The following is an 18,071-nucleotide window of genomic DNA, read 5'->3' on the forward strand; positions in this document are numbered from 1 at the left end:
TACGTCAGGCCCCCTGGCGACGCGCGTAGAACTCGGGCACTATCTCCCTGCCCGAGTAGCCGAACTCGTTGTCGTACCAGAGGTAGAGGATCGCGTTGTCGCCGTCGACCTGGGTGGGGCCGGCGTCGACGATGGAGGCGTGGCGCGAGCCGATGAAGTCGCTGGAGACCGCGTCCGGGGCGGTGGTGAAGTCGATCTGGCGCTTGAGCGGCGAGGTCAGCGACACCTCGCGGAGGTGGTCGAGGACCTCGGTGCGGGTGGTCTCGCGCCCGAGCTTCAGGCTGAGGATCGCGATCGAGACGTCCGGCACCGGGACCCGGATCGAGCTGCCGGTGATCGTCGCGTCGAGATCGGGCAGCGCCTTGGCCACGGCGGAGGCCGCACCGGTCTCGGTGATGACCATGTTGAGGGGCGCCGAGCGGCCGCGTCGGTCGGAGCTGTGGTAATTGTCCAGCAGGTTCTGGTCGTTGGTGAACGAGTGGATCGTCTCCACGTGGCCGCGCAGGACGCCGTACTCGTCCGCCATCGCCTTGAGCGGCGGGACGATCGCGTTGGTGGTGCACGAGGCGCAGGAGATGATCTGTTCGTCCGGCTTGATCATGTCGTGGTTGACGCCATGGACGACGTTGGGGACGTCGCCCTTGCCCGGTGCGGTGAGGACGACCTTCGCGACCCCGGGGCGCAGGTGCTGCGACAGCCCTTCGCGGTCGCGCCACCGGCCGGTGTTGTCGATGAGGACGGCGTCCTTGATCCCGTACGCGGTGTAGTCCACGGTCGTCGGGTCGTCGGAGTAGATCACCTTGATCTCGTTGCCGTTGGCGATGATCTTGTTGTTCGCCTCGTCGACGGTGATCGTGCCCTGGAACTGACCGTGGATGGAGTCGCGGCGCAGCAGTGAGGCGCGCTTGACGATGTCCTGGCCGGCCGCCTTGCGGACGACGATGGCGCGCAGCCGCAGGCCGTTGCCGGAGCCCGCCTTCTCGATGAGCAGCCGGGCCAGGAGACGGCCGATGCGGCCGAATCCGTAGAGGACGACATCGCGCGGTTCGCGGCGCTCGATCTTGTCGGCGCCCGTGGCGCCTGCGACGGCTCCGGCGGTGAACTCCGCCGCGGACAGCCCTCGGTCGTCGCTCCGGTACATCGCGGCGAGCATCCCGATGTCGATCTGGGACGGGCCGAGGTCGAGGGTGGTGAGCGCCTGAAGGAACGGCAGCGTCTCGGTGACCGAGAGCTCCTCGCCGGCGATCTGCCGGGCGAACCGGTGGGTCTTGAGGATGCTGACCACCGACTTGTTCACCAGGGAGCGGCTGTGCAGCAGGACGGTGACGTCCCGCTCCCGGTGCAGCTTCCCGATGATCGGGATCATCGACTCCGCGATCTCCTCGCGGTTCTTCCAGTTGGTGAACGAGTCGTCATTGACAGTCACAGGTTTATCTTTCGAGCTAGGAGGCGCTCATATGGTAACCCGCTGTTCTTTTGATCATCGAGAGGGTGCCGTCAGCGGCCGCACCCGCTCTCGCCCCCGTACACACAGCGGACATGAAGTCGTCACGGAGGAGGCGGAATGCGCGCCCGCCCTCGCCTGGTTCTTGTGTGACATGACTGTTGGAGTAGCTATCAGTGCCACGGGCACCGGCAACCAGATCGATGAGAGCGTGCGCCTCACGGCGGAGGCAGCGGCGGCGGGGCTGCGGTCCGCCTGGTTCGGGCAGACCTTCGGAGCGGACTCCCCCCAGCTCGCGGCGATCGTCGGGCGGGAGGTGCCCGGCATCGACGTGGGGACGTCCGCGATCCCGGTGTTCGGCCGCCACCCGCTGATCGTGTCCAGTCAGGCCCAGACCGCGCAGGCCGCCACGCACGGCCGCTACCACCTGGGACTCGCGCTCGGCACCAAGTTGCTGACCGAGGGAGGTTTCGGCATCCCCTACGAGCGCCCCATCGCCCGGCTGCGGGAGTTCCTCACCGCACTGCGACAGCTCACCGAGACCGGCACCGCCGACTTCCACGGCGAGCTGATCACCGCGGCGACACCGGTGCCCGCACGCGTCCCCGGGGCGGAGGCGGGAGTGCCCTTGCTCGTCGCCGCGATGGGCCCGCAGGCACTGCGCGTCAGCGGCGAGCTCGCCGACGGGATCCTGCCCTACCTCGCCGGCCCCCGGGCCCTGGCCGAGCACATCGTCCCGGCGGTCACCGCGGCCGCGCGGGAAGCGGGACGCCCCGCGCCCCGCATCGTGGCGCTCGTCCACGGCGTGGTCACAAGCGACCCCGACGCCGCACGCGCGACGGCCACCGAACAGCTCGCGTTCTACGAGCAGATCCCGTCCTACGCACGGGTCGTGGAACTGTCCGGCGGCAAGCGCGCCGCCGACGTGGCCGTGATCGGCGACGAGCGGACGGTGGCCGACGAGGTGCGCCGCTACCGGGACGCCGGGGCGACGGAGGTGGTGTTCTCGGGGACGGATCTGGCCGGGGACGCCGACCGGCGCCGGACCTGGGAGCTCCTGGGAGAGCTGGCCGGCTGAGGAACCGTTGGGCGCCGGCCCCGAGTTGTACCGCCGGCGTACCCAGCGAGCTCACTCTTTGTCCTGACGTATATACGTACTGAGCTTGGGTCCAACGTGCGGCATACTGATTCCGTGGCGCAACGTTCTGAGGAGCCCGACATGGAGTCGATCACCAGGCTGATCACCATCGACCGAAGCAGCCCGGTGCCGCTGTACTTCCAGGTCGCTCAGCAGCTCCAGCACCTCATCGAATCCGGCACGCTGGCTCCCGGTACGCGACTGGAGAACGAGATCGCCCTGGCCGACCAGTTCGGGCTGTCCCGCCCGACCATGCGCCAGGCGATGCAACACCTCGTGGACAAAGGGCTGCTCGCACGCAAGCGGGGGGTGGGCACCCAGGTCGTCAACAACCGGGTACGCAGGCAGATCGAGCTGACCAGCCTGTTCGAGGACCTGAGACGAGACGGGCGGCGACCGCGCACCGAGTTGCTGTCCATGCGGACCGCACCCGCCCCCGCCGAGGCCGCCGCGGCTCTCAAGCTCGAGCCCGGCGCGGACACCCTGGCCCTGCGCAGACTGCGCTACGCGGACGACGAACCCATAGCGGTCATGGAGAACCACCTGCCGCCCGGTCTGTTGGGGCTGACCGAGGAGGACCTCACCCAGCACGGCCTCTACGAACTGCTCAGGCGTGCGGGCATCTCCCTGCGGACCGCCGACCAGACCATCGGAGCACGCCGCGCCACCGCGGCGGAGTCCCGGTTGCTGGACGAGCCCCGCGGCGGCACCCTGCTCACCATGGAGCGCACGGTCCTCGGCGACGCGGGCCGCCCGGTGGAGTTCGGCTCCCACCTGTACCGGGCGTCCCGGTACTCGTTCGAGATGACGCTGACCGCGCGCTGACCGCACGCTGAGCGCGTCACCACCCCCGGGCCGGCGAAGCATCGCGGCCGGACGTCACTCCCGCGGCAGGCGCAGCCCCGCGACGAGGATCTCGACCAGTCGGCGCGCGTCGTACCGCGGATTGCCACCGGCCCCCGCGCAGAGCCCTCCGACACCACGCATGAACGCGTAGGCGTCCAGATCCGCGCGGATCTCGCCCGCCCGGACCGCCGCGTCGAGCAGCCCCCCGCACACGGGGACGAGCCGCTCGACGAAGTAGGAGTGCAGAGGATCGAAACAGGGGTCGTCCGACTGCAACACCCCGGCGAGCCCCTGCTTGGTGACCAGGAAGTCGACAAAGAGGTCGACCCACCGCCCCAGCGCGGCATGCGGCGTGCCGGAGTCCGCCAACAGGGCCGGGCCGGCCTCGGCGAGGGCCTCGACCTGGTGCCGGTAGACGGCGACGATGAGATCCGCCCGGGTCGGGAAGTGGCGGTAGATCGTCGCCGTCCCGACGCCGGCCCTGGCCGCGATGTCCCGGATCGGTGCCTCCACGCCCGATTCAACGAAGACCGCGGCGGCCGAGCCGAGCAGGACCTCCTGATTCCGGCGCGCGTCCGCACGCTTGGGCCGGGGCGCACGCCCCGCGTCCCGATCGACGTCGTTCACCACATCGCCCCTTCCCTGCCCGGGATTGCTAAACGGGACAGTGTCCCGTATTTTCTGAATCGGGACAGCGTCCCGTTTACCCATCATGGCAGACCGGGGAGTCCCGGTCGGCGAGGAGCGACACAATGTCGACATATCTACTGGTTCATGGCGCCTGGCACAGCGGGCAGTCCTGGGAGCGGGTGGTGCCACTGCTGACCTCGGCCGGGCACCGGGCGCTCGCACCGTCGCTGACCGGCTACGGCGACAGAGCACATCTGCTCAGCCCCGAGGTGGGCCTCGACACCCACGTCGACGACATCGTCGGGTTGATCATCGAGGAGGACCTCACCGACGTGGTGCTGGTGGGACACAGCTACGCCGGGCTGGTCATCTCGTCCGTCGCCAACCGGGTCCCGGACCGGATCGCCCACCTCGTCTACCTGGACGCGATGGTCCCCGAGCACGGCGAGACCGCGGTCGACGCCCAGCCGATCACCCAGGTCATGATCGACGACGCCGCGAAGTCCGACACACCCTGGCGGATTCCGCCGTTGCCCGAATTCCCGGCCCCCGTCGGGCTCTTCGGCGTCACCGACCCGGCCGACGTCGCCCGGCTGCGCGCGATGCTGTCGGACCAGCCGGTGCTCTGCCTCCAGCAACCGGTCCAGCTGGACAACCCCGCCGTTCACGCGATCCAGCGGACCCACATCCACTGCACGGCCGGGGTGCCCGAAGGAATCACCCGCCGCCCCATCCCTCCGATCCAGCCCAACGGCACAGCGGCGCAGGTGTGGGAGCTGCCGACCGGCCACGACTGCATGATCACCATGCCGCGCGAGCTCACGGATCTACTGCTCAAGCTGAGCTGAGCTAAGCGGTCGCGGCCGGGCTCGGGACCTTCAGCGGTCCCGGCGGGGGTCGCGACCCTCAGCGGTCCCGGCGGGGGTCGCGACCCTCAGCGGTCCCGGCGGGCGTTGAGCCGGGCGGCCTGGCGCGTCAGGTGGTCGCGCTCGGCGAGGTCGGGAGCCTTTCGGGCCGCCTCCGCGTACAGCCGTGCCGCCGTCGCCAGGTCCCCGTCGCGCTCGTGGAGGTAGGCCGCCACCGCGGTGTGGCGGGGCAGCGAGTCCGCCAGCACCGCGAGCGCCGCCAAACCGGCGCGTGGTCCGTCGGCCTCGCCCACGGCGACGGCACGGTTGAGCCGGACGACCGGGCTGTCGGTCAGGCCGGCCAGCTCGTCGTACCACTCGAGGATCTGCACCCAGTCGGTCTCCCCGGCGGTCGGTGCGTCGGCATGGAGCGCCGCGATGGCGGCCTGTGCCTGGAACTCCCCCAGCCTGTCCCGGGCCAGGGCGGCCTGCAGGATCTCGACACCCTCGGCGATCGCCCGGGTGTCCCACCGGCCACGGTCCTGTTCGGCCAGCGGCACGAGGCTGCCGTCGGAGGCCGTCCGGGCGGCTCGCCGCGCGTGGTGGAGCAGCATCAGGGCGAGCAGACCGGAGACCTCCGGGTGGTCGATCGTGGCCGCGAGCTGCCGGGTGAGCCGGATGGCCTCGGCCGCCAGGTCGACGTCACCGGAGTAGCCCTCGTTGAAGACGAGGTAGAGCACGCGCACCACGGTCGCGACGTCGCCCGGCCGGTCGAACCGGACTCCCGAGACGGTGCGTTTGGCCCGGCTGATGCGCTGCGCCATGGTCGGCTCGGGCACCAGGTAGGCGGCGGCGATCTGGCGGGTGGTCAGCCCGCCGACGGCGCGCAGTGTGAGCGCGACGGCGGAGGACGGCGTCAACGACGGGTGGGCGCACAGGAAGTAGAGCCGGAGCGTGTCGTCCGCCTCGGGTGCGGGCCCGGGCACCGGCTCCTCGTCGACGCGGTCCTCACGTCGGCGGCGGGCGGCGTCCGCCCGGGTGGCGTCGAGGAACCGGCGCCAGGCCACGGTGCCCAGCCACCCCTTCGGGTCGCGCGGCGGTTCGGCCGGCCAGACCCGTACCGCTTCGACCAGGGCGTCCTGTACGGCGTCCTCGGCCGCCGCGAAATCTGCTCCGCGGCGGACGAGGATTCCGAGCACGCTCGGCGTGAGGCTCCTGAGCAGCACATCGTCCACGGGAGAGGTCACTCCGTGACGGTCGGCATCGCCTTCAGGAACGGGCGCAGCTCCAGCCATTCGTGGATCGGCTTCCCGCCCGCCCCGGGGGCCGCCGACAGCTCCCCGGCGAGCTCGACAGCCCGCTCGTGGCTGTCGACGTCGATCACCATCCAGCCGGCGATGACGTCCTTGGTCTCCGCGAACGGCCCGTCGGTGACGGGCGGACGCCCCTCGCCGTCGTACCGGACGAACATCCCCTCCGGGGAGAGCGCCTGGCTGTCGACGAACTCGCCGGTTTCCTCGAGCCGTGCCGCGAAGTCGTTCATGTACCGCACGTGGTCCGAGACCTCCTGCGGCGTCCAGCGGTCCATGGGCACGTCGTTCACCGCTTCCGGCGCGCCGCGGTAGTGCTTCAGCAGCAGGTACTTGGCCATGGTCTTCTCCTCGGTGCTGGTGCGGACCATTCTGGTCGCGTTCACACCGGGGACGGAGCCGGTCACGGGTTCTCGACATCATCGTCCGAGGTTTTTTCTGTCCCGTCCGGTGGGCGCCGGCGCATCGGAAAACGACTCAGGGCCTTGCTCCACCGAAGTGAAACAAGGCCCTGATCCGGGCCGGAAGCCCGTGTACATCGTCGGGACGACAGGATTTGAACCTGCGACCCCTTGACCCCCAGTCAAGTGCGCTACCAAGCTGCGCCACGTCCCGATACCCGCCTGACCTGGGGCTTCCCCCTGGCCGAACGCGCATGAGAACAATACCGCACTTCAACGGGTGGTTACGAACGCCTTTGGTACTTGACCTCAACCATGCTTGATGTTGAACGCTGAGGCACATGACGAAAACGACCACCGCCGCCGCGCCCGCGTACCGAGATCTGCACCGGCTGATGAGCCTGATGACCGGTGACGAGAAGCACGGCCCGGCCGCCACCTCGACTCTCGACGCCCTGTGGGTGCTGTACGACCGGGTACTGCGGGTGACTCCGGAGACGGCCGACGCACCCGACCGCGACCGCTTCCTCCTGTCCAAGGGGCACGGGCCGATGGCGTACTACGCCGTCCTCGCCGCGCACGGATTCTTCGGCGAGGAGCTGCTGACCGGCTTCGGCTCGTACGACTCCCCGCTCGGCCACCACCCGGACCGGCTGCTGGTGCCCGGCGCCGAGATCGGCAGCGGCTCACTGGGGCACGGGCTGCCGCTGGCCGTCGGGACGGCGCTGGGGCTGCGGGCCCAGGGGCTGACCGGCCCCGCCGTGTGGGTGCTGACCGGGGACGCGGAGCTGGACGAGGGCAGCAACCACGAGGCCATCGCCTACGCGGGCCCGGCGGGTCTCGACCGCCTGCACACCGTGGTGATCGACAACGAGTCGGCGTCGTACGGCCGCCCCGGCGGTATCGCCGCCCGGTTCGCGACCGCGGGCTGGTCGGTCGCCTCCGTGGACGGGCGGGACCACGAGGAGCTGTACGACGCCTTCACCGCCCCGCACCCCGGCCGGCCCCGGGCCGTGGTGGCCCGCGTCGCCCCCAAGCGCTGAGCCCCCGCGTCGGCGACCCACCGGAACAGCAACAGCCAGAGCGAACAGACAGAAGGAAGAGGAAGAACTCCATGGACACGATGCGGGACCGATTCATCTCGACCACCACACGCCTGCTCGACGAGGATCCGCGGCTGGCACTCGTGCTGGCCGAGATCAGCCGGGACGGCTTCGACCGGGCCCAGCGGACCCATCCCGACCGCGTCGTCAATGTCGGCATCCGGGAGCAGCTGCTCATCGGGGCCGGGGCCGGAATGGCGCTCACCGGACTGCGGCCGATCGTGCACACCTTCGCCAGCTTCCTGGTGGAGCGCCCCTTCGAGCAGGTGAAGCTGGACTTCGGCCATCAGGGCGTGGGAGGCGTACTGGTCAGCGCCGGCGGCTCGTACGACTGGCCGGCCGGCGGCTTCACCCACATGTCACCCGGAGACGTAGCGCTGCTGGACACCCTCGACGGCTGGACGGTGCACGTTCCGGGACACCCCGACGAGGCCGAGGCGCTGGTGCGGGAGGCCGCCGCCGGGGACGGCCGGGTCTATGTGCGGCTGTCGATGCAGTCGAACGACCGGGCGCGCCGGGTCGGCGGGGCGGGCGGGTTCACCACGGTGCGCGAGGGGGCGGGCGGTGTGGTGATCGCCGTCGGCCCGATGCTCGACAACGTGCTCGCCGCGACCGAGGGGCTCGACACGACCGTGCTGTACGCGACGACCGTCCGGCCGTTCGACGGGGACGGCCTGCGCCGCGCCGTGGACGGCCGGCCGGCCGCCGATGTCGTGATCGTCGAGCCCTATCTGGCGGGCACCTCGACGGCCGCCGCCAACGACGCGCTGACCGCGCTCCCCCACCGCGTCCTGGGACTCGGCGTGGCCCGCGAGGAACTGCGCAGGTACGGGCGGATGGACGAGCACCTCGCCGCCCACGGCCTGGACCCGCAGGGCCTGCGCCGGCGGATCGGGGCGTTCCTCGGCAGGTGAGCCGGCGGGCTCGCTCAGTGGGCGGCCAGTAGCTCGCCGTACCAGGCGAGTGTGGCGTCGACCGTGGCGGAGAGCGGGTTCGGGACGAGGCCGTACGCCTTCTCGATGGCCGAGGAGTCGACGATCTGCGCTTCCGTGTGCTGGTAGAACATCTCGGCGTACTCCGCCATGAACACCTCGTCGAACGCTCCGAACGGCCGGGGTTCGGCGACGGTGGTCAGAGTCAGCGGACGGCCGACGCGCTCCTCGATCATGGACAGGATCTGCCGGGTGGTGAGCGCCGGCGCCGTCGGCAGGTGCCAGACCCGGCCGTCGCCGTCCGGGTTCTCACCGAGCGTCGCGAGGCCCGCGGCCACATCGCCGATGTAGGTGTAGCTGTGCGGCAGGTCTATGTCACCGAACGCCGGGACCTCTCCCCCGGTCAGCGCGGCCGGGAAAACCGCGCCGCCCAGCGTGGAGTTGAGGACACCCGGCCCCACGAAGTCGGCCGACCGGCCCAGCACGACCCGCAGCCGGCCCTCGGCGTGGGCGGCGAGGTAGCGGGAGTCGAGCTCGGCGCGCATCAGCCCCTTGCGGGTCGTGGCGTTCCACGGGGTGTCCTCGGTCATGACCGCCCCGTGCGTCTCGCCGTACGGGTAGAGCGTGTCGAGCACGACGAGGCGCGCACCCTGCGCCTCGGCCGCGGCCAGCACGGCCAGCTGGATCCGCGGCATGACCTCGACCTGGAGGTGGTAGGCCACGTTCACGCAGTGGTGGACGACGGCCGCACCCTCGACCGCCGCGCGGGCGCCCTCCTCCGTGGCGACATCGGCGGCGAACCGGTCGACACCTTCGAGTACCGGCCCGCCGCCCGCCCGGTCGACGAGCCGGACGGGGTGCCCGCGGCGGGCGAGTTCGACGGCGAGCGCGGTGCCCGCCGGGCCCGCTCCGAGAACTACCTGAAGGTCACGTGCTGCGGTCATCGCGTACTCCCCTGTGTTGCGGACGGCAGCCCGGAGCGGTTGGACGCGCCGGGCCGCTATGGCGTTTCACTTCTGTTAGAGACAGTAACTCTCGCGATACTCCATCGCAAGCCTGACTGTTAGACTCCGTAACTGAAGTGAGCTTGCCTAGCGAAAGGGGCCCGGGATGGCCGAGGCACAGCAGGGGCCGCGGGCCCGGTACCGGGAGCGGACCCGGGCGGAGATCAAGGAAGCGGCCCTGCGCCAGCTGGCCGACGGCGGTGTCGCGGCGCTCGCGCTCACCCGTATCGCCAAGGAGATGGGCCTGTCGGGTCCGGCGCTCTACCGCTACTTCGCGAGCCGCGACGACCTGCTGCACGCCCTGATCCGGGACGCGTACGACGACGCCGCGGCGGCCATCGGAGCGGCGGCGGCCCGTTCGACGGCGGCCTCACAGAGCCCGCGTGAGCGGCTGCACTCCCTCGCGGTGGCCTACCGGGCCTGGGCGGTCGACGAGCCGCACCGCTATCTCCTGATCCAGGGCGCGCCGGTGCCGGGGTATGTCGCCCCCGCCGACACGCTGGACCGGGCGCGCGCGGTGCTCGGGCCGTTCCTTCCGGTGTTCGCGGGCGGGGCCCCCGGGGCCGGCGCGGCCCCAGTGGTGGCCCAGATGAAGGAGTGGCTGGGCACGGACCCGGGCGTGGCCGGCTGGGTGGCCGAGTACGCGGCGGACGCCGCCGACGACACGGCGGACGCGGCGGGGGCGCTGGCCGGCGCGCTCCTCGCCTGGGCGCAGTTGCACGGATCGGTGGGGTTGGAGGTGGCGGGGCAGTTCGCCGGGATGGGACACACCGGGGACACCCTCCTGGCCACGCAGGTCGGGATGCTGGCGGACACCTTCGGGCTGGGGTGATCACCCGGCGCCCCTCGCCCCGTGCGGCGACGGCGAGGGCCTCGGCGGGCAGCCGGTCCAGGCCGGTGAGGTTCTCCGTCATGACGGATCCGGTGCCGACGGGGGCGGGGGCGGCGGTGTCCGTCCAGTTGGCGCGGGCGGTGTTCTGCATTCCGTGATCCGGGGCCCGCGGCCCTGACCTCAGATCCCGATGCTGTTGTCCTCCCGCCGATGGATGTGCCCGACCAGTTCCTGTGCCAGGGACTTGATCGTGTCGAGCCCTGCCCGCCCCCACGGGCGGGGCACGGTGTCCACGGCGCAGACGGCGCCCAGCGCGATCCCCGTACGGTCGATGAGGGGCGCCCCCAGGTAGGAGCGGATGCCTATGTCGTCGACGACCGGGTTGCCGGCGAAGCGCGGGTAGTCGCAGACGTCCTCCAGGACCAGCGCCCTGCGCCGCACCACGACGTGCGGGCAGTAGCCGTGGTCGAGGGCGACGTACCGGCCGCTGCGGCCGCTGCCCGCCGCCGTCGCTCCCAGGTCGGAGCCCTTGCGGGTGCCCGCGGGGGTGTGCAGCCCGGCGTAGAACTGCCGGTTCCCGTCGATGAAGTTGACCATCGAGAAGGGCACCTCGGTCACTTCGGCCACCCGGTCGGCGAAGGCGTCGAAGTTGTCGAACGAGGCGTCGGACCGCTCCCCCAGGCCGAGGCTGCGCAGCCGCTGGGTCCGGACGGGTGCGTCGCCGTCCACGGGGGTCAGCAGCATCCGCCCGATGGCGTGCGGGATCACGTACGGACTCCGTAGCTTCCGTGGGCGGAGAGCGGGGCCGGTTCGGCGGTGGCGTTGATGAGGTGCTGGACGAGGGTGACCAGGGCGCCGGTGCCCGAGCTGGCGATCCGGGCGTCGCACAGGACGACCGGCACCTCGGGTGTCAGGTCGAGCGCGGCCCGCACCTCGTCGGGGCCGTAGCGGAAGGCGCCGTCGAACTCGTTGACGGCGACGATGAACCCGATCCCGCGCCGTTCGAAGAAGTCGACGGCGGCGAAGCACTCCTCCAGTCTCCGGGTGTCGGCGATGACCACCGCGCCCAGGGCGCCCTGGGAGAGCTCGTCCCACATGAACCAGAAGCGTTCCTGCCCCGGGGTGCCGAACAGATAGAGCACGTGCTGCTCGTCCAGCGTGATGCGTCCGAAGTCCATGGCCACCGTGGTGGAGGTCTTCGACTCGATGCCTTCGAGGCTGTCGGTCGCCGCGCTGACCTGGGTCAGCAACTCCTCCGTGCTGAGCGGCGCGATTTCGCTGACCGCGCCGACGAAGGTCGTCTTGCCCACACCGAACCCGCCCGCCACCAGCACCTTGAGCGCGACGGGGAAGCCCTCGGGGGCGGCGGCCTCCTCCGGATACCCGGTGCCGGGGGCGTCCGCGTAGCCGACGTTTCCGGGGCTCGCGGTCCCCGTGTACGGGGCGGAGCTGTCGAAACCGTCAGAGCTGTCGTCGTAAGCCATCGAGCACTGCCTCCAGCAGGGATCGGTCAGTGGGCATGTCATGGAAGGCGGGCGGGTGCGCGGTGACCGCTCCGCAGTCGACCAGGTCGGAGAGGAGCACCTTGGTGACGACCGCGGGCAGCCGCAGATGTGCCGCGATCTCGGCCACCGATGTGGGACCGCCGCACAGTCCCAGCGCCACCGAGTGCTCGGGGCCGAGGTGGACCTGTGGGACGGTCCCGGTGGCCATGACCAGGGACAGCAGGTCGAGCACGGTCGTGGGCCGGGTACGGCCGTTGCTCACCGTGTACGGGCGGATGAGACGGCCCGCCGCGTCGTCGAGCAACGGCGCGTCCTGCGTGGTCGACACGCTCACAGCCCCGTGGCGCCCGGCATCCCGGCCGCTTGTCTGGTCGGGGTCATCAGATAGGGCCGCACGCTCTTGACCAGCATGGTCATCTCGTAGCCCAGCACGGCGGCGTCGGCGCTGCGCCCGGCGAGCACGGCGAGACAGGTGCCGGAACCGGCGGTGGCGACGAAGAGCAGCGTCGAGTCGAGCTCGACCACCACCTGGCGGACCTCGCCGTTGTCGCCGAACCGCGCACCGGCGCTGCGGCCGAGAGAGTACAGGCCGGCGGCCAGGGCCGCCATGTGGTCGGCACTGTCGGCGTCCAAGCCATGGAGGGATTTCACCAGCCCGTCGGCGGAGAGGAGGACCGCGCTGCGGGTGTACGGCACGCGCTGTACCAGCCCGCTCAGCAGCCAGTCGAGGTCCGAGACCTGACCGGACGGCATATCGCTCGCCATGGTGCATCTACTCCTTGGAGGTGTTCGCTTCGAGTGGGTCTTGATCGCTGTGGTACGAGCCGGCCCCGAGGAGCTCCCCGGGGGCTGTGGAGCCGCGGACCGGGAGCGGATCCAGTGGCGTCCGGGCCCCGGCGCCCGCCGAGGCGTCCGTCCCGAACGCGGAACCCGGCCCGGGCTCGGATCCGGGATCCGGACCCGGCTCGGGCTCCGATTCGCTACGGGCCTCGGCGAGATCGATGCCACGCCGGAAGGCGGCGACCAGCCCCGGGTCGTGCAGGGCGGGCTCCTCATCGGTGCGCGGGGCGGGAGCCTCCCTGAGCTGTGGGACCAGGTGTTCCTGGTTGGCGCGCCGGGGAAGCTGCGGCCGCCCCATCGTGCCGCGCACGACCCCGGGCTCCGGGGAGAGCGCAGGCACGGGTTCGTCGACCGGCCGGACCTCGGAACGCGCCTCTGCGGGTGCGGGCCGGTCGAGCCGTTCGGCGCGCAGCGGCAGCGGCGGGGCCTCACCCTGACGCCGTGTCTGCTGCGGCGGCTGGTGCATCCGCAGCTGCTGGCTCGGTACGTACGGCCGGCGCTCGGGCTCCGGAGCGGGTGCCGCTCCGGGGGCGAGGTCCCGGTGTGCGGGGGGCTCGTCCAGGGGCGGCGGGCGGTGTACGGGACCGGGCGGCGGGGACGGTGCGCCGCCGGCCTCGGCGGAGGCGCCGTCCTCGGCCCCGAGCAGGGACTGCGGAAGGACGAGCACGGCCTGCGTGCCGCCGTAGATGTTGCTCTGCAGACGCACGGCGATGCCGTGCCTGCGGGCCAGCGAGGCCACCACGAACAGTCCGATCCGGCCGTCCTGGAGGAGCCGGGCGACATTGACCTGATCAGGGTCGGCGAGCAGGGCGTTCATCCGCTTCTGCTCGTTGCCCGGCATGCCGAGGCCCCGGTCCTCCACCTCCAGGGCGAGACCGGCGGTGACGTGCTGGGCGCGCAGCAGCACCTGGGTCTGCGGGGCGGAGAACACCGTGGCGTTCTCGACCAGTTCGGCCAGGAGGTGGATCACGTCGGCCACGGCGTGGCCGCGCAGGGTGCCGTCGATCGGGGGCACGAGCTTGACCCGCGGATACTGCTCGACCTCGGCGATCGCCGAGCGCAGCACCTCCGTCATGGTGACCGGGTTGCTCCACTGCCGCCGGGAGACCGCGCCGCCCAGGACGGCGAGGTTCTCGGCGTGGCGGCGGATGCGGGTGGCGAGGTGGTCGACGTGGAAGAGCCCCTTGAGCAGGTCCGGGTCCTCGACCTTGTGCTCCAGCTCGTCGAGCAGCTGGATCTCGCGATGTACGAGCGACTGGAGCCGGCGGGCGAGGTTGACGAAGACCTCGACCTTCTGGTCCTCGCCGGTGTGCTCGGAGAGCCGTGACGCCTGGACGACGGCGGCCACGGCCGCCTCCTGCTGGCGGCCGAGTTCCTGTGCCAGGAGCTCGAAGGCGTCGCTGCCGGGGGCGGTGGACTGCGGGGGCCTGCGCGCGGGCACGGGTTCGCCGTTGCGGAGCTGTTCCACCACCCGTTGCAGTTCGGCCTGGCCCTGGGCGCTGGCCCGGCGCAGCGCGAGGCAGCGGCCGAGAACGGTGGTGGCGACGCGGTTGGCGGCGAGGAAGGCCGCCGCGACGGCGGCGGCCGCCAGTGCTCCGGCGGCGCCGAACGCGGTCCAGAGCTCCGTGGACGGCGCGGTGCCGGTGGAGCGGACCGTGAGGATGACGGCCGCGGCACCGGTCAGCAGTACGGCGACGGCCGGCAGCACGGCGGTGCGCAGGAGTTGGGGGCGTATACGCGCCTCGGGGGACGGCTGGGCAGCGCGCGGCCTGGCCGCGGCCGAGTGGGAACGGGCGCCCGGTCGGCCGTGCCGCCCGCCCTCTCGGCGTTCCGGTCGCGCGTCGGGTGCGCGAAGTTGAGACATCAGCGTCCTCGGTACGTGGGGCCCCAGGAATCGGTATCCATGTGGTGGCACCTACGGTGGTCGGTCGTTCTCGGATCATCGGCCGGGCGGGCCCCGGAGAAATATGAGCCCACCGTTGATCACCGGACACACACGGTAGTCGCCCGGGACGAGGGCGCGGCGGGCAGTTGTGGAAGTTGCCCGCCATCCGTCCCGCTCTGGTATGACCTCTCGCACGAGCGACCGATTACGAGCGGTCGTCGGGCACGCGAGAAGCCCCCTCGACGGGTGTCGAGGGGGCTTCTCGCGTCGTTCCGTCGCGATTCTTCGCCGGCGGTCCCCGCTACGCCTTCCGGAGCCGGCCGATGATGCCGTCGAGGTCACGGCGGACCATGTAGTCGCGGATCATGTGCCCGCCGGGCTCCTCGTACCACTCGTGCGCGATGCCCGCGCCGGAGAGGAGGGCCCGGAACTCCCGCTGTCCGGCCAGCACCTGGGTCTCGTTGACCGTGTCGAACCAGTTGACCGGGTCGGGGCTGGTGCCCGCGACCAGGAAGATCCGCTTGTTGCGGTAGCTCTCGACCCGCTCGACCGGATTGTCCGCGGTGACCCTGGCCTCGTCCCACAGCGGTATGCCGTACACCGTGCCGCCGCCCAGGTCCAGCGCGGCCGAGGAGGCGTTGGCCCAGTGGGCGACCAGTCCGGCGTCGCGGCGCAGGCTGGCCGGACCGGAGTGGGCGCTCACCGACGCGAAGTGACCGTAGTACTTGGCCGCGTACTTCAGGGCGCCGAAGCCGCCCATCGAGAACCCGGACACGGCTCGGCCGTCGTACTCGGCGTAGGTACGGAAGTTCGCGTCGATCCAGGGGATCAGCTGGTTGATGTGGAAGGTCTCCCAGTTCCGGGGACCGGTGTTGGAGCTGACCGGGTTGGAGTACCAGCCGGCGTGCCCCCCGTCGGGCATCACCACGATGACCGGCTTCCCTGCCGTCCAGTCCCGGATGCCCGCACGGTCGAAGGTGATGAAGTCCTGGTCCGTACCGCCTCCGTGGAACAGGTAGAGGACCGGGTAGGTGCGCCCGCCGGTGTGGTAGTCGTCCGGGAGCAGGACGTTGACGCCGGGGTTCCAGCCGATGGCGTCGGTCGCGAACCGGTAGTACCACATACGCGGATCGGCCTCGTTGTGCTCCACGATGCGCAGCCCGAAGCCGTCGCCCGCCGCGCCGGCGGGCGACGCGGCCGCGAGCATGCCCCCGGCGCCCAGCGCCAGCCCGGCGGTGATGCCGCCGGCGGCCTTGATGACGTTTCTACGGGTGGGACGGTGACTGCTCAACACGGCCTCCTGGTGGTGACGGGGTACGTCGTCATGCCGAGTAGCCCTTCGGCGGGATCAGCGTGGCGAGCTGGTCGAAGGAGATCCAGTAGATCTGGTTCCCGCTGAAGGAGGCGGGGTCGGCTATGAGGACGGTGCGGTCCACGTCGTCGTAGCCGAAGACGGTGAAGTAGTGATAGATCGTCTGGTCCGACGGGTAGCCGGGCGGCTGGTTGCCGGGCGGGGCGACGATATTGGTGACCAGCGGGTAGTTGCGGTCGATGTCGAAGACGATGTCGTTCCACAGCAGGTCCCGCTGGGCCTGGGTGGGCGGGTCGTTCGGCATCTCCTTGGTCTCGTACCAGCCTCCGCCGAGGTTGGCGTTGAGTACTCCGGTGACCTGCCCGATGTGGTCGGTGCCGGCCTCCGTCGTGCCGAGCTGCCCGGCGAGAACTCCCTGGCTGGGCGGGGCGATACGGGCGGAGAGCGCGATGCGGGTGGCGGCCGGACCGCACCAGTAGCCGGTCTCCTGGACCTGGTAGTCGATCTCCAGCCAGTGCCCGCTGCTGGTGCTGCCGGCATCGACCTTCAGCCGGGTGCCGGGCTGGTTGTGCCCGCTGACGACGGCCGTACCCGCCTTCGTCCCGTGGGCGAGCACGGAAACGGACGGAACGTGTGGTGCGGCCGACGCCTGGGCCATGGCGGGGTGGAGCAGGACGCCGACGGTGGCGACGGCGATCGCGGTGGACACAAGTCTCCTGCGCATAGAGGCTCCTGAGGGTGGGGGACGGGCCTTGCGGGAAGAAACGCCTTCGGTGAGCACCCGGTCGTGTGCGCCACGACGCGGCGCGCACGACCGGGTGCCGAAATCAGCGTGGTTCCTCGCCCACGAAGGGCGCAAGGAACGAAAGTTCAGGCTTACCGCAGGGACCGGGGCAGGGCCCCACCGCTACGGTCACACCGGGCCCGTGCCTCCCGCCTTCCGGTTACCGCCGCGCCCGTTCCTCGGCCGCCAGCAGGGCCCGGCCCTCGGCGGTCGCGACGTGGAAGGACCTGCCGGCCTCGCGCACGGTGGTGACCAGGCCCGCCGCGCGCAGCACGTTCAGGTGCTGGCTGACGGCGGGGTGGGTCACGTCCAGGAGGCGGGCGGCCTCGACGGTGGAGCAGCCGGTGCGGGTCGCGCGCAGGAGGCCGGCGCGGGTCCGGCCGAGCAGCGGACCCAGCGGCCCGGCCCCCTGGGCCGGGCGGGCGGGGTCGGGTCCGGCCCAGTCCGTGGTGTGGTGGATCGGGTAGACGAGTACGGGCGGCAGGTCCCCGTCGGCCAGCGTGATCGGCGTGGGCCAGCAGAAGAACGACGGCTGCAGCACGAGTCCCCTTCCGCGCAGCCGCAGTTGCTGGTCGACCGGGTACGTCACCTCCAGCACGGGCGGGCGCCAGCGGAACTGTGGTCCGAGGCCGGCCAGCAGTCCCTCGGTACCACCGTCGAGGAGACTGCGCAGACGCAGGGCGCGGTCGGCGTCTATGTGGGCGTGGACGCGATGCCAGTAAGGAGCGAGCGCCTCCAGCTGGTAGGTGCGCAGGGCGTCACCGAGCTGCCGGAGGGTGTCGGCATCACCTCCGGCCAGGGAGCTCACCCAGCCGGGGAGTTGGAGCGAGGCCGCCAGTTGTGTCAGATCGGTCCGCAGCCGGGGGCGCGGGGTGCTCATCAGGGTGTCGACGGCTGCCTGCAGCGTCGCCCGGTCACCGGAGGTCGGGGTGAGGAAGTCCGGTGAGTACCCGCGCGGGGGCAGCAGCGAGGAGAGCAGCCGGGGACTGGCGGAGAGCCGCGGCCGCACCCACCGGCGCCAGGCGCCGAACACCCTCTCGCCGTCACGTCGTTGCAGGGTCTGGACGCTGTTGCTGATCTCCCAGAGGAAGTCGGGGCCCGGGGCCACCCGGACGCGCGCCAGATCCTCGGACGTGAAGTACACCCGCAGCATGGTCGCTCCCTCGCCCCCTTGGAAAGTGCGGGTGCACTGCCGCCGGCCACGGTCGCGCCCATCGGAACGGCGCGCCGGTGGAGGGGAGTTGTACCCGGAAGGCGCCG

Annotated in this window: 19 protein-coding genes and 1 tRNA gene; 6 read left to right on the top strand and 14 right to left on the bottom strand. The window is 71.4% G+C overall.

The window, feature by feature from the left end; all coding sequences use genetic code 11:
- Positions 1–4: 4 nt before the first annotated feature.
- On the bottom strand, positions 5–1,426 hold the full coding sequence (locus tag ACFVJX_RS31125) for a glyceraldehyde-3-phosphate dehydrogenase (protein ID WP_385746313.1): 1,422 nt from the start codon (positions 1,424–1,426) through the stop codon (positions 5–7).
- Between the two features lie 172 nt (positions 1,427–1,598).
- Between ACFVJX_RS31125 and ACFVJX_RS31130 the strand changes: the two genes are divergently transcribed.
- Entirely contained in the window at positions 1,599–2,522 is a 924-nt protein-coding gene (locus ACFVJX_RS31130) for an LLM class F420-dependent oxidoreductase (protein WP_384134429.1), read from the top strand.
- 141 nt (positions 2,523–2,663) lie between these two features.
- Positions 2,664–3,407, top strand: coding sequence for a GntR family transcriptional regulator (locus tag ACFVJX_RS31135; protein ID WP_384134447.1), 744 nt, complete (start codon positions 2,664–2,666; stop codon positions 3,405–3,407).
- A gap of 54 nt (positions 3,408–3,461) precedes the next feature.
- Here ACFVJX_RS31135 and ACFVJX_RS31140 read toward each other — a convergent pair whose 3' ends face one another.
- Positions 3,462–4,055: a TetR/AcrR family transcriptional regulator gene (locus ACFVJX_RS31140; RefSeq protein WP_384134426.1), complete on the bottom strand. Its 594-nt coding sequence runs from the start codon at positions 4,053–4,055 to the stop codon at positions 3,462–3,464.
- Between the two features lie 125 nt (positions 4,056–4,180).
- On the opposite strand from ACFVJX_RS31140, the gene ACFVJX_RS31145 reads away from it, so the two are divergent.
- Positions 4,181–4,906 (top strand): alpha/beta fold hydrolase, encoded by a 726-nt coding sequence (locus ACFVJX_RS31145; protein ID WP_384134423.1) that lies wholly within the window; start codon positions 4,181–4,183, stop codon positions 4,904–4,906.
- An 86-nt stretch (positions 4,907–4,992) separates the two neighbouring features.
- Here ACFVJX_RS31145 and ACFVJX_RS31150 read toward each other — a convergent pair whose 3' ends face one another.
- The 3 genes from ACFVJX_RS31150 to ACFVJX_RS31160 all read right to left on the bottom strand — a co-directional run bounded on the left by ACFVJX_RS31150 (position 4,993) and on the right by ACFVJX_RS31160 (position 6,828).
- On the bottom strand, positions 4,993–6,138 hold the full coding sequence (locus ACFVJX_RS31150) for an RNA polymerase sigma factor (RefSeq protein ID WP_384134444.1): 1,146 nt from the start codon (positions 6,136–6,138) through the stop codon (positions 4,993–4,995).
- Between the two features lie 8 nt (positions 6,139–6,146).
- Positions 6,147–6,554 (bottom strand): YciI family protein, encoded by a 408-nt coding sequence (locus ACFVJX_RS31155; RefSeq protein ID WP_384134441.1) that lies wholly within the window; start codon positions 6,552–6,554, stop codon positions 6,147–6,149.
- Between the two features lie 200 nt (positions 6,555–6,754).
- Positions 6,755–6,828 (bottom strand) — tRNA-Pro (locus ACFVJX_RS31160).
- A gap of 127 nt (positions 6,829–6,955) precedes the next feature.
- On the opposite strand from ACFVJX_RS31160, the gene ACFVJX_RS31165 reads away from it, so the two are divergent.
- Together ACFVJX_RS31165 and ACFVJX_RS31170 are read left to right on the top strand one after the other, a co-directional pair.
- On the top strand, positions 6,956–7,657 hold the full coding sequence (locus tag ACFVJX_RS31165; RefSeq protein ID WP_384134420.1) for a transketolase: 702 nt from the start codon (positions 6,956–6,958) through the stop codon (positions 7,655–7,657).
- A gap of 71 nt (positions 7,658–7,728) precedes the next feature.
- A complete protein-coding gene (locus tag ACFVJX_RS31170) occupies positions 7,729–8,631 on the top strand; it encodes a transketolase family protein (protein ID WP_384134417.1) in 903 nt (300 codons plus the stop codon).
- 14 nt (positions 8,632–8,645) lie between these two features.
- Here ACFVJX_RS31170 and ACFVJX_RS31175 read toward each other — a convergent pair whose 3' ends face one another.
- Entirely contained in the window at positions 8,646–9,593 is a 948-nt protein-coding gene (locus ACFVJX_RS31175; RefSeq protein WP_384134414.1) for an NAD-dependent epimerase/dehydratase family protein, read from the bottom strand.
- A 166-nt stretch (positions 9,594–9,759) separates the two neighbouring features.
- Between ACFVJX_RS31175 and ACFVJX_RS31180 the strand changes: the two genes are divergently transcribed.
- A complete protein-coding gene (locus tag ACFVJX_RS31180) occupies positions 9,760–10,485 on the top strand; it encodes a TetR/AcrR family transcriptional regulator (RefSeq protein WP_384134411.1) in 726 nt (241 codons plus the stop codon).
- A gap of 180 nt (positions 10,486–10,665) precedes the next feature.
- Here the strand turns inward: ACFVJX_RS31180 and ACFVJX_RS31185 are convergent, their stop codons facing one another.
- The 8 genes from ACFVJX_RS31185 to ACFVJX_RS31220 form a co-directional block, all read right to left on the bottom strand.
- Positions 10,666–11,229, bottom strand: a complete 564-nt coding sequence (locus ACFVJX_RS31185; protein WP_384134438.1) for a GAF domain-containing protein — start codon at positions 11,227–11,229, stop codon at positions 10,666–10,668.
- Positions 11,230–11,249: 20 nt separating this feature from the next.
- A complete protein-coding gene (locus tag ACFVJX_RS31190) occupies positions 11,250–11,969 on the bottom strand; it encodes an ATP/GTP-binding protein (protein WP_384134408.1) in 720 nt (239 codons plus the stop codon).
- Entirely contained in the window at positions 11,947–12,324 is a 378-nt protein-coding gene (locus ACFVJX_RS31195) for a DUF742 domain-containing protein (protein ID WP_384134405.1), read from the bottom strand. Before ACFVJX_RS31195 ends, ACFVJX_RS31190 begins: the two co-directional genes overlap by 23 nt.
- Complete coding sequence (locus ACFVJX_RS31200) at positions 12,321–12,755, bottom strand: roadblock/LC7 domain-containing protein (RefSeq protein WP_384134402.1); 435 nt, start codon at positions 12,753–12,755, stop codon at positions 12,321–12,323. Before ACFVJX_RS31200 ends, ACFVJX_RS31195 begins: the two co-directional genes overlap by 4 nt.
- 7 nt (positions 12,756–12,762) lie before the next feature.
- Positions 12,763–14,694 (bottom strand): sensor histidine kinase, encoded by a 1,932-nt coding sequence (locus ACFVJX_RS31205; protein ID WP_384134399.1) that lies wholly within the window; start codon positions 14,692–14,694, stop codon positions 12,763–12,765.
- A gap of 322 nt (positions 14,695–15,016) precedes the next feature.
- Complete coding sequence (locus ACFVJX_RS31210) at positions 15,017–16,006, bottom strand: alpha/beta hydrolase (protein WP_384134396.1); 990 nt, start codon at positions 16,004–16,006, stop codon at positions 15,017–15,019.
- Positions 16,007–16,037: 31 nt separating this feature from the next.
- Complete coding sequence (locus tag ACFVJX_RS31215) at positions 16,038–16,751, bottom strand: C39 family peptidase (protein WP_384134393.1); 714 nt, start codon at positions 16,749–16,751, stop codon at positions 16,038–16,040.
- 220 nt (positions 16,752–16,971) lie between these two features.
- Positions 16,972–17,964 carry an ArsR/SmtB family transcription factor gene (locus ACFVJX_RS31220; protein ID WP_384134390.1) on the bottom strand — a complete coding sequence of 331 codons (993 nt, stop codon included), beginning with the start codon at positions 17,962–17,964 and terminating at the stop codon, positions 16,972–16,974.
- Positions 17,965–18,071: the final 107 nt, after the last annotated feature.

This window comes from Streptomyces sp. NPDC127177, assembly GCF_042672475.1.
In the GTDB taxonomy this organism is placed as follows: Bacteria; Actinomycetota; Actinomycetes; order Streptomycetales; family Streptomycetaceae; genus Streptomyces.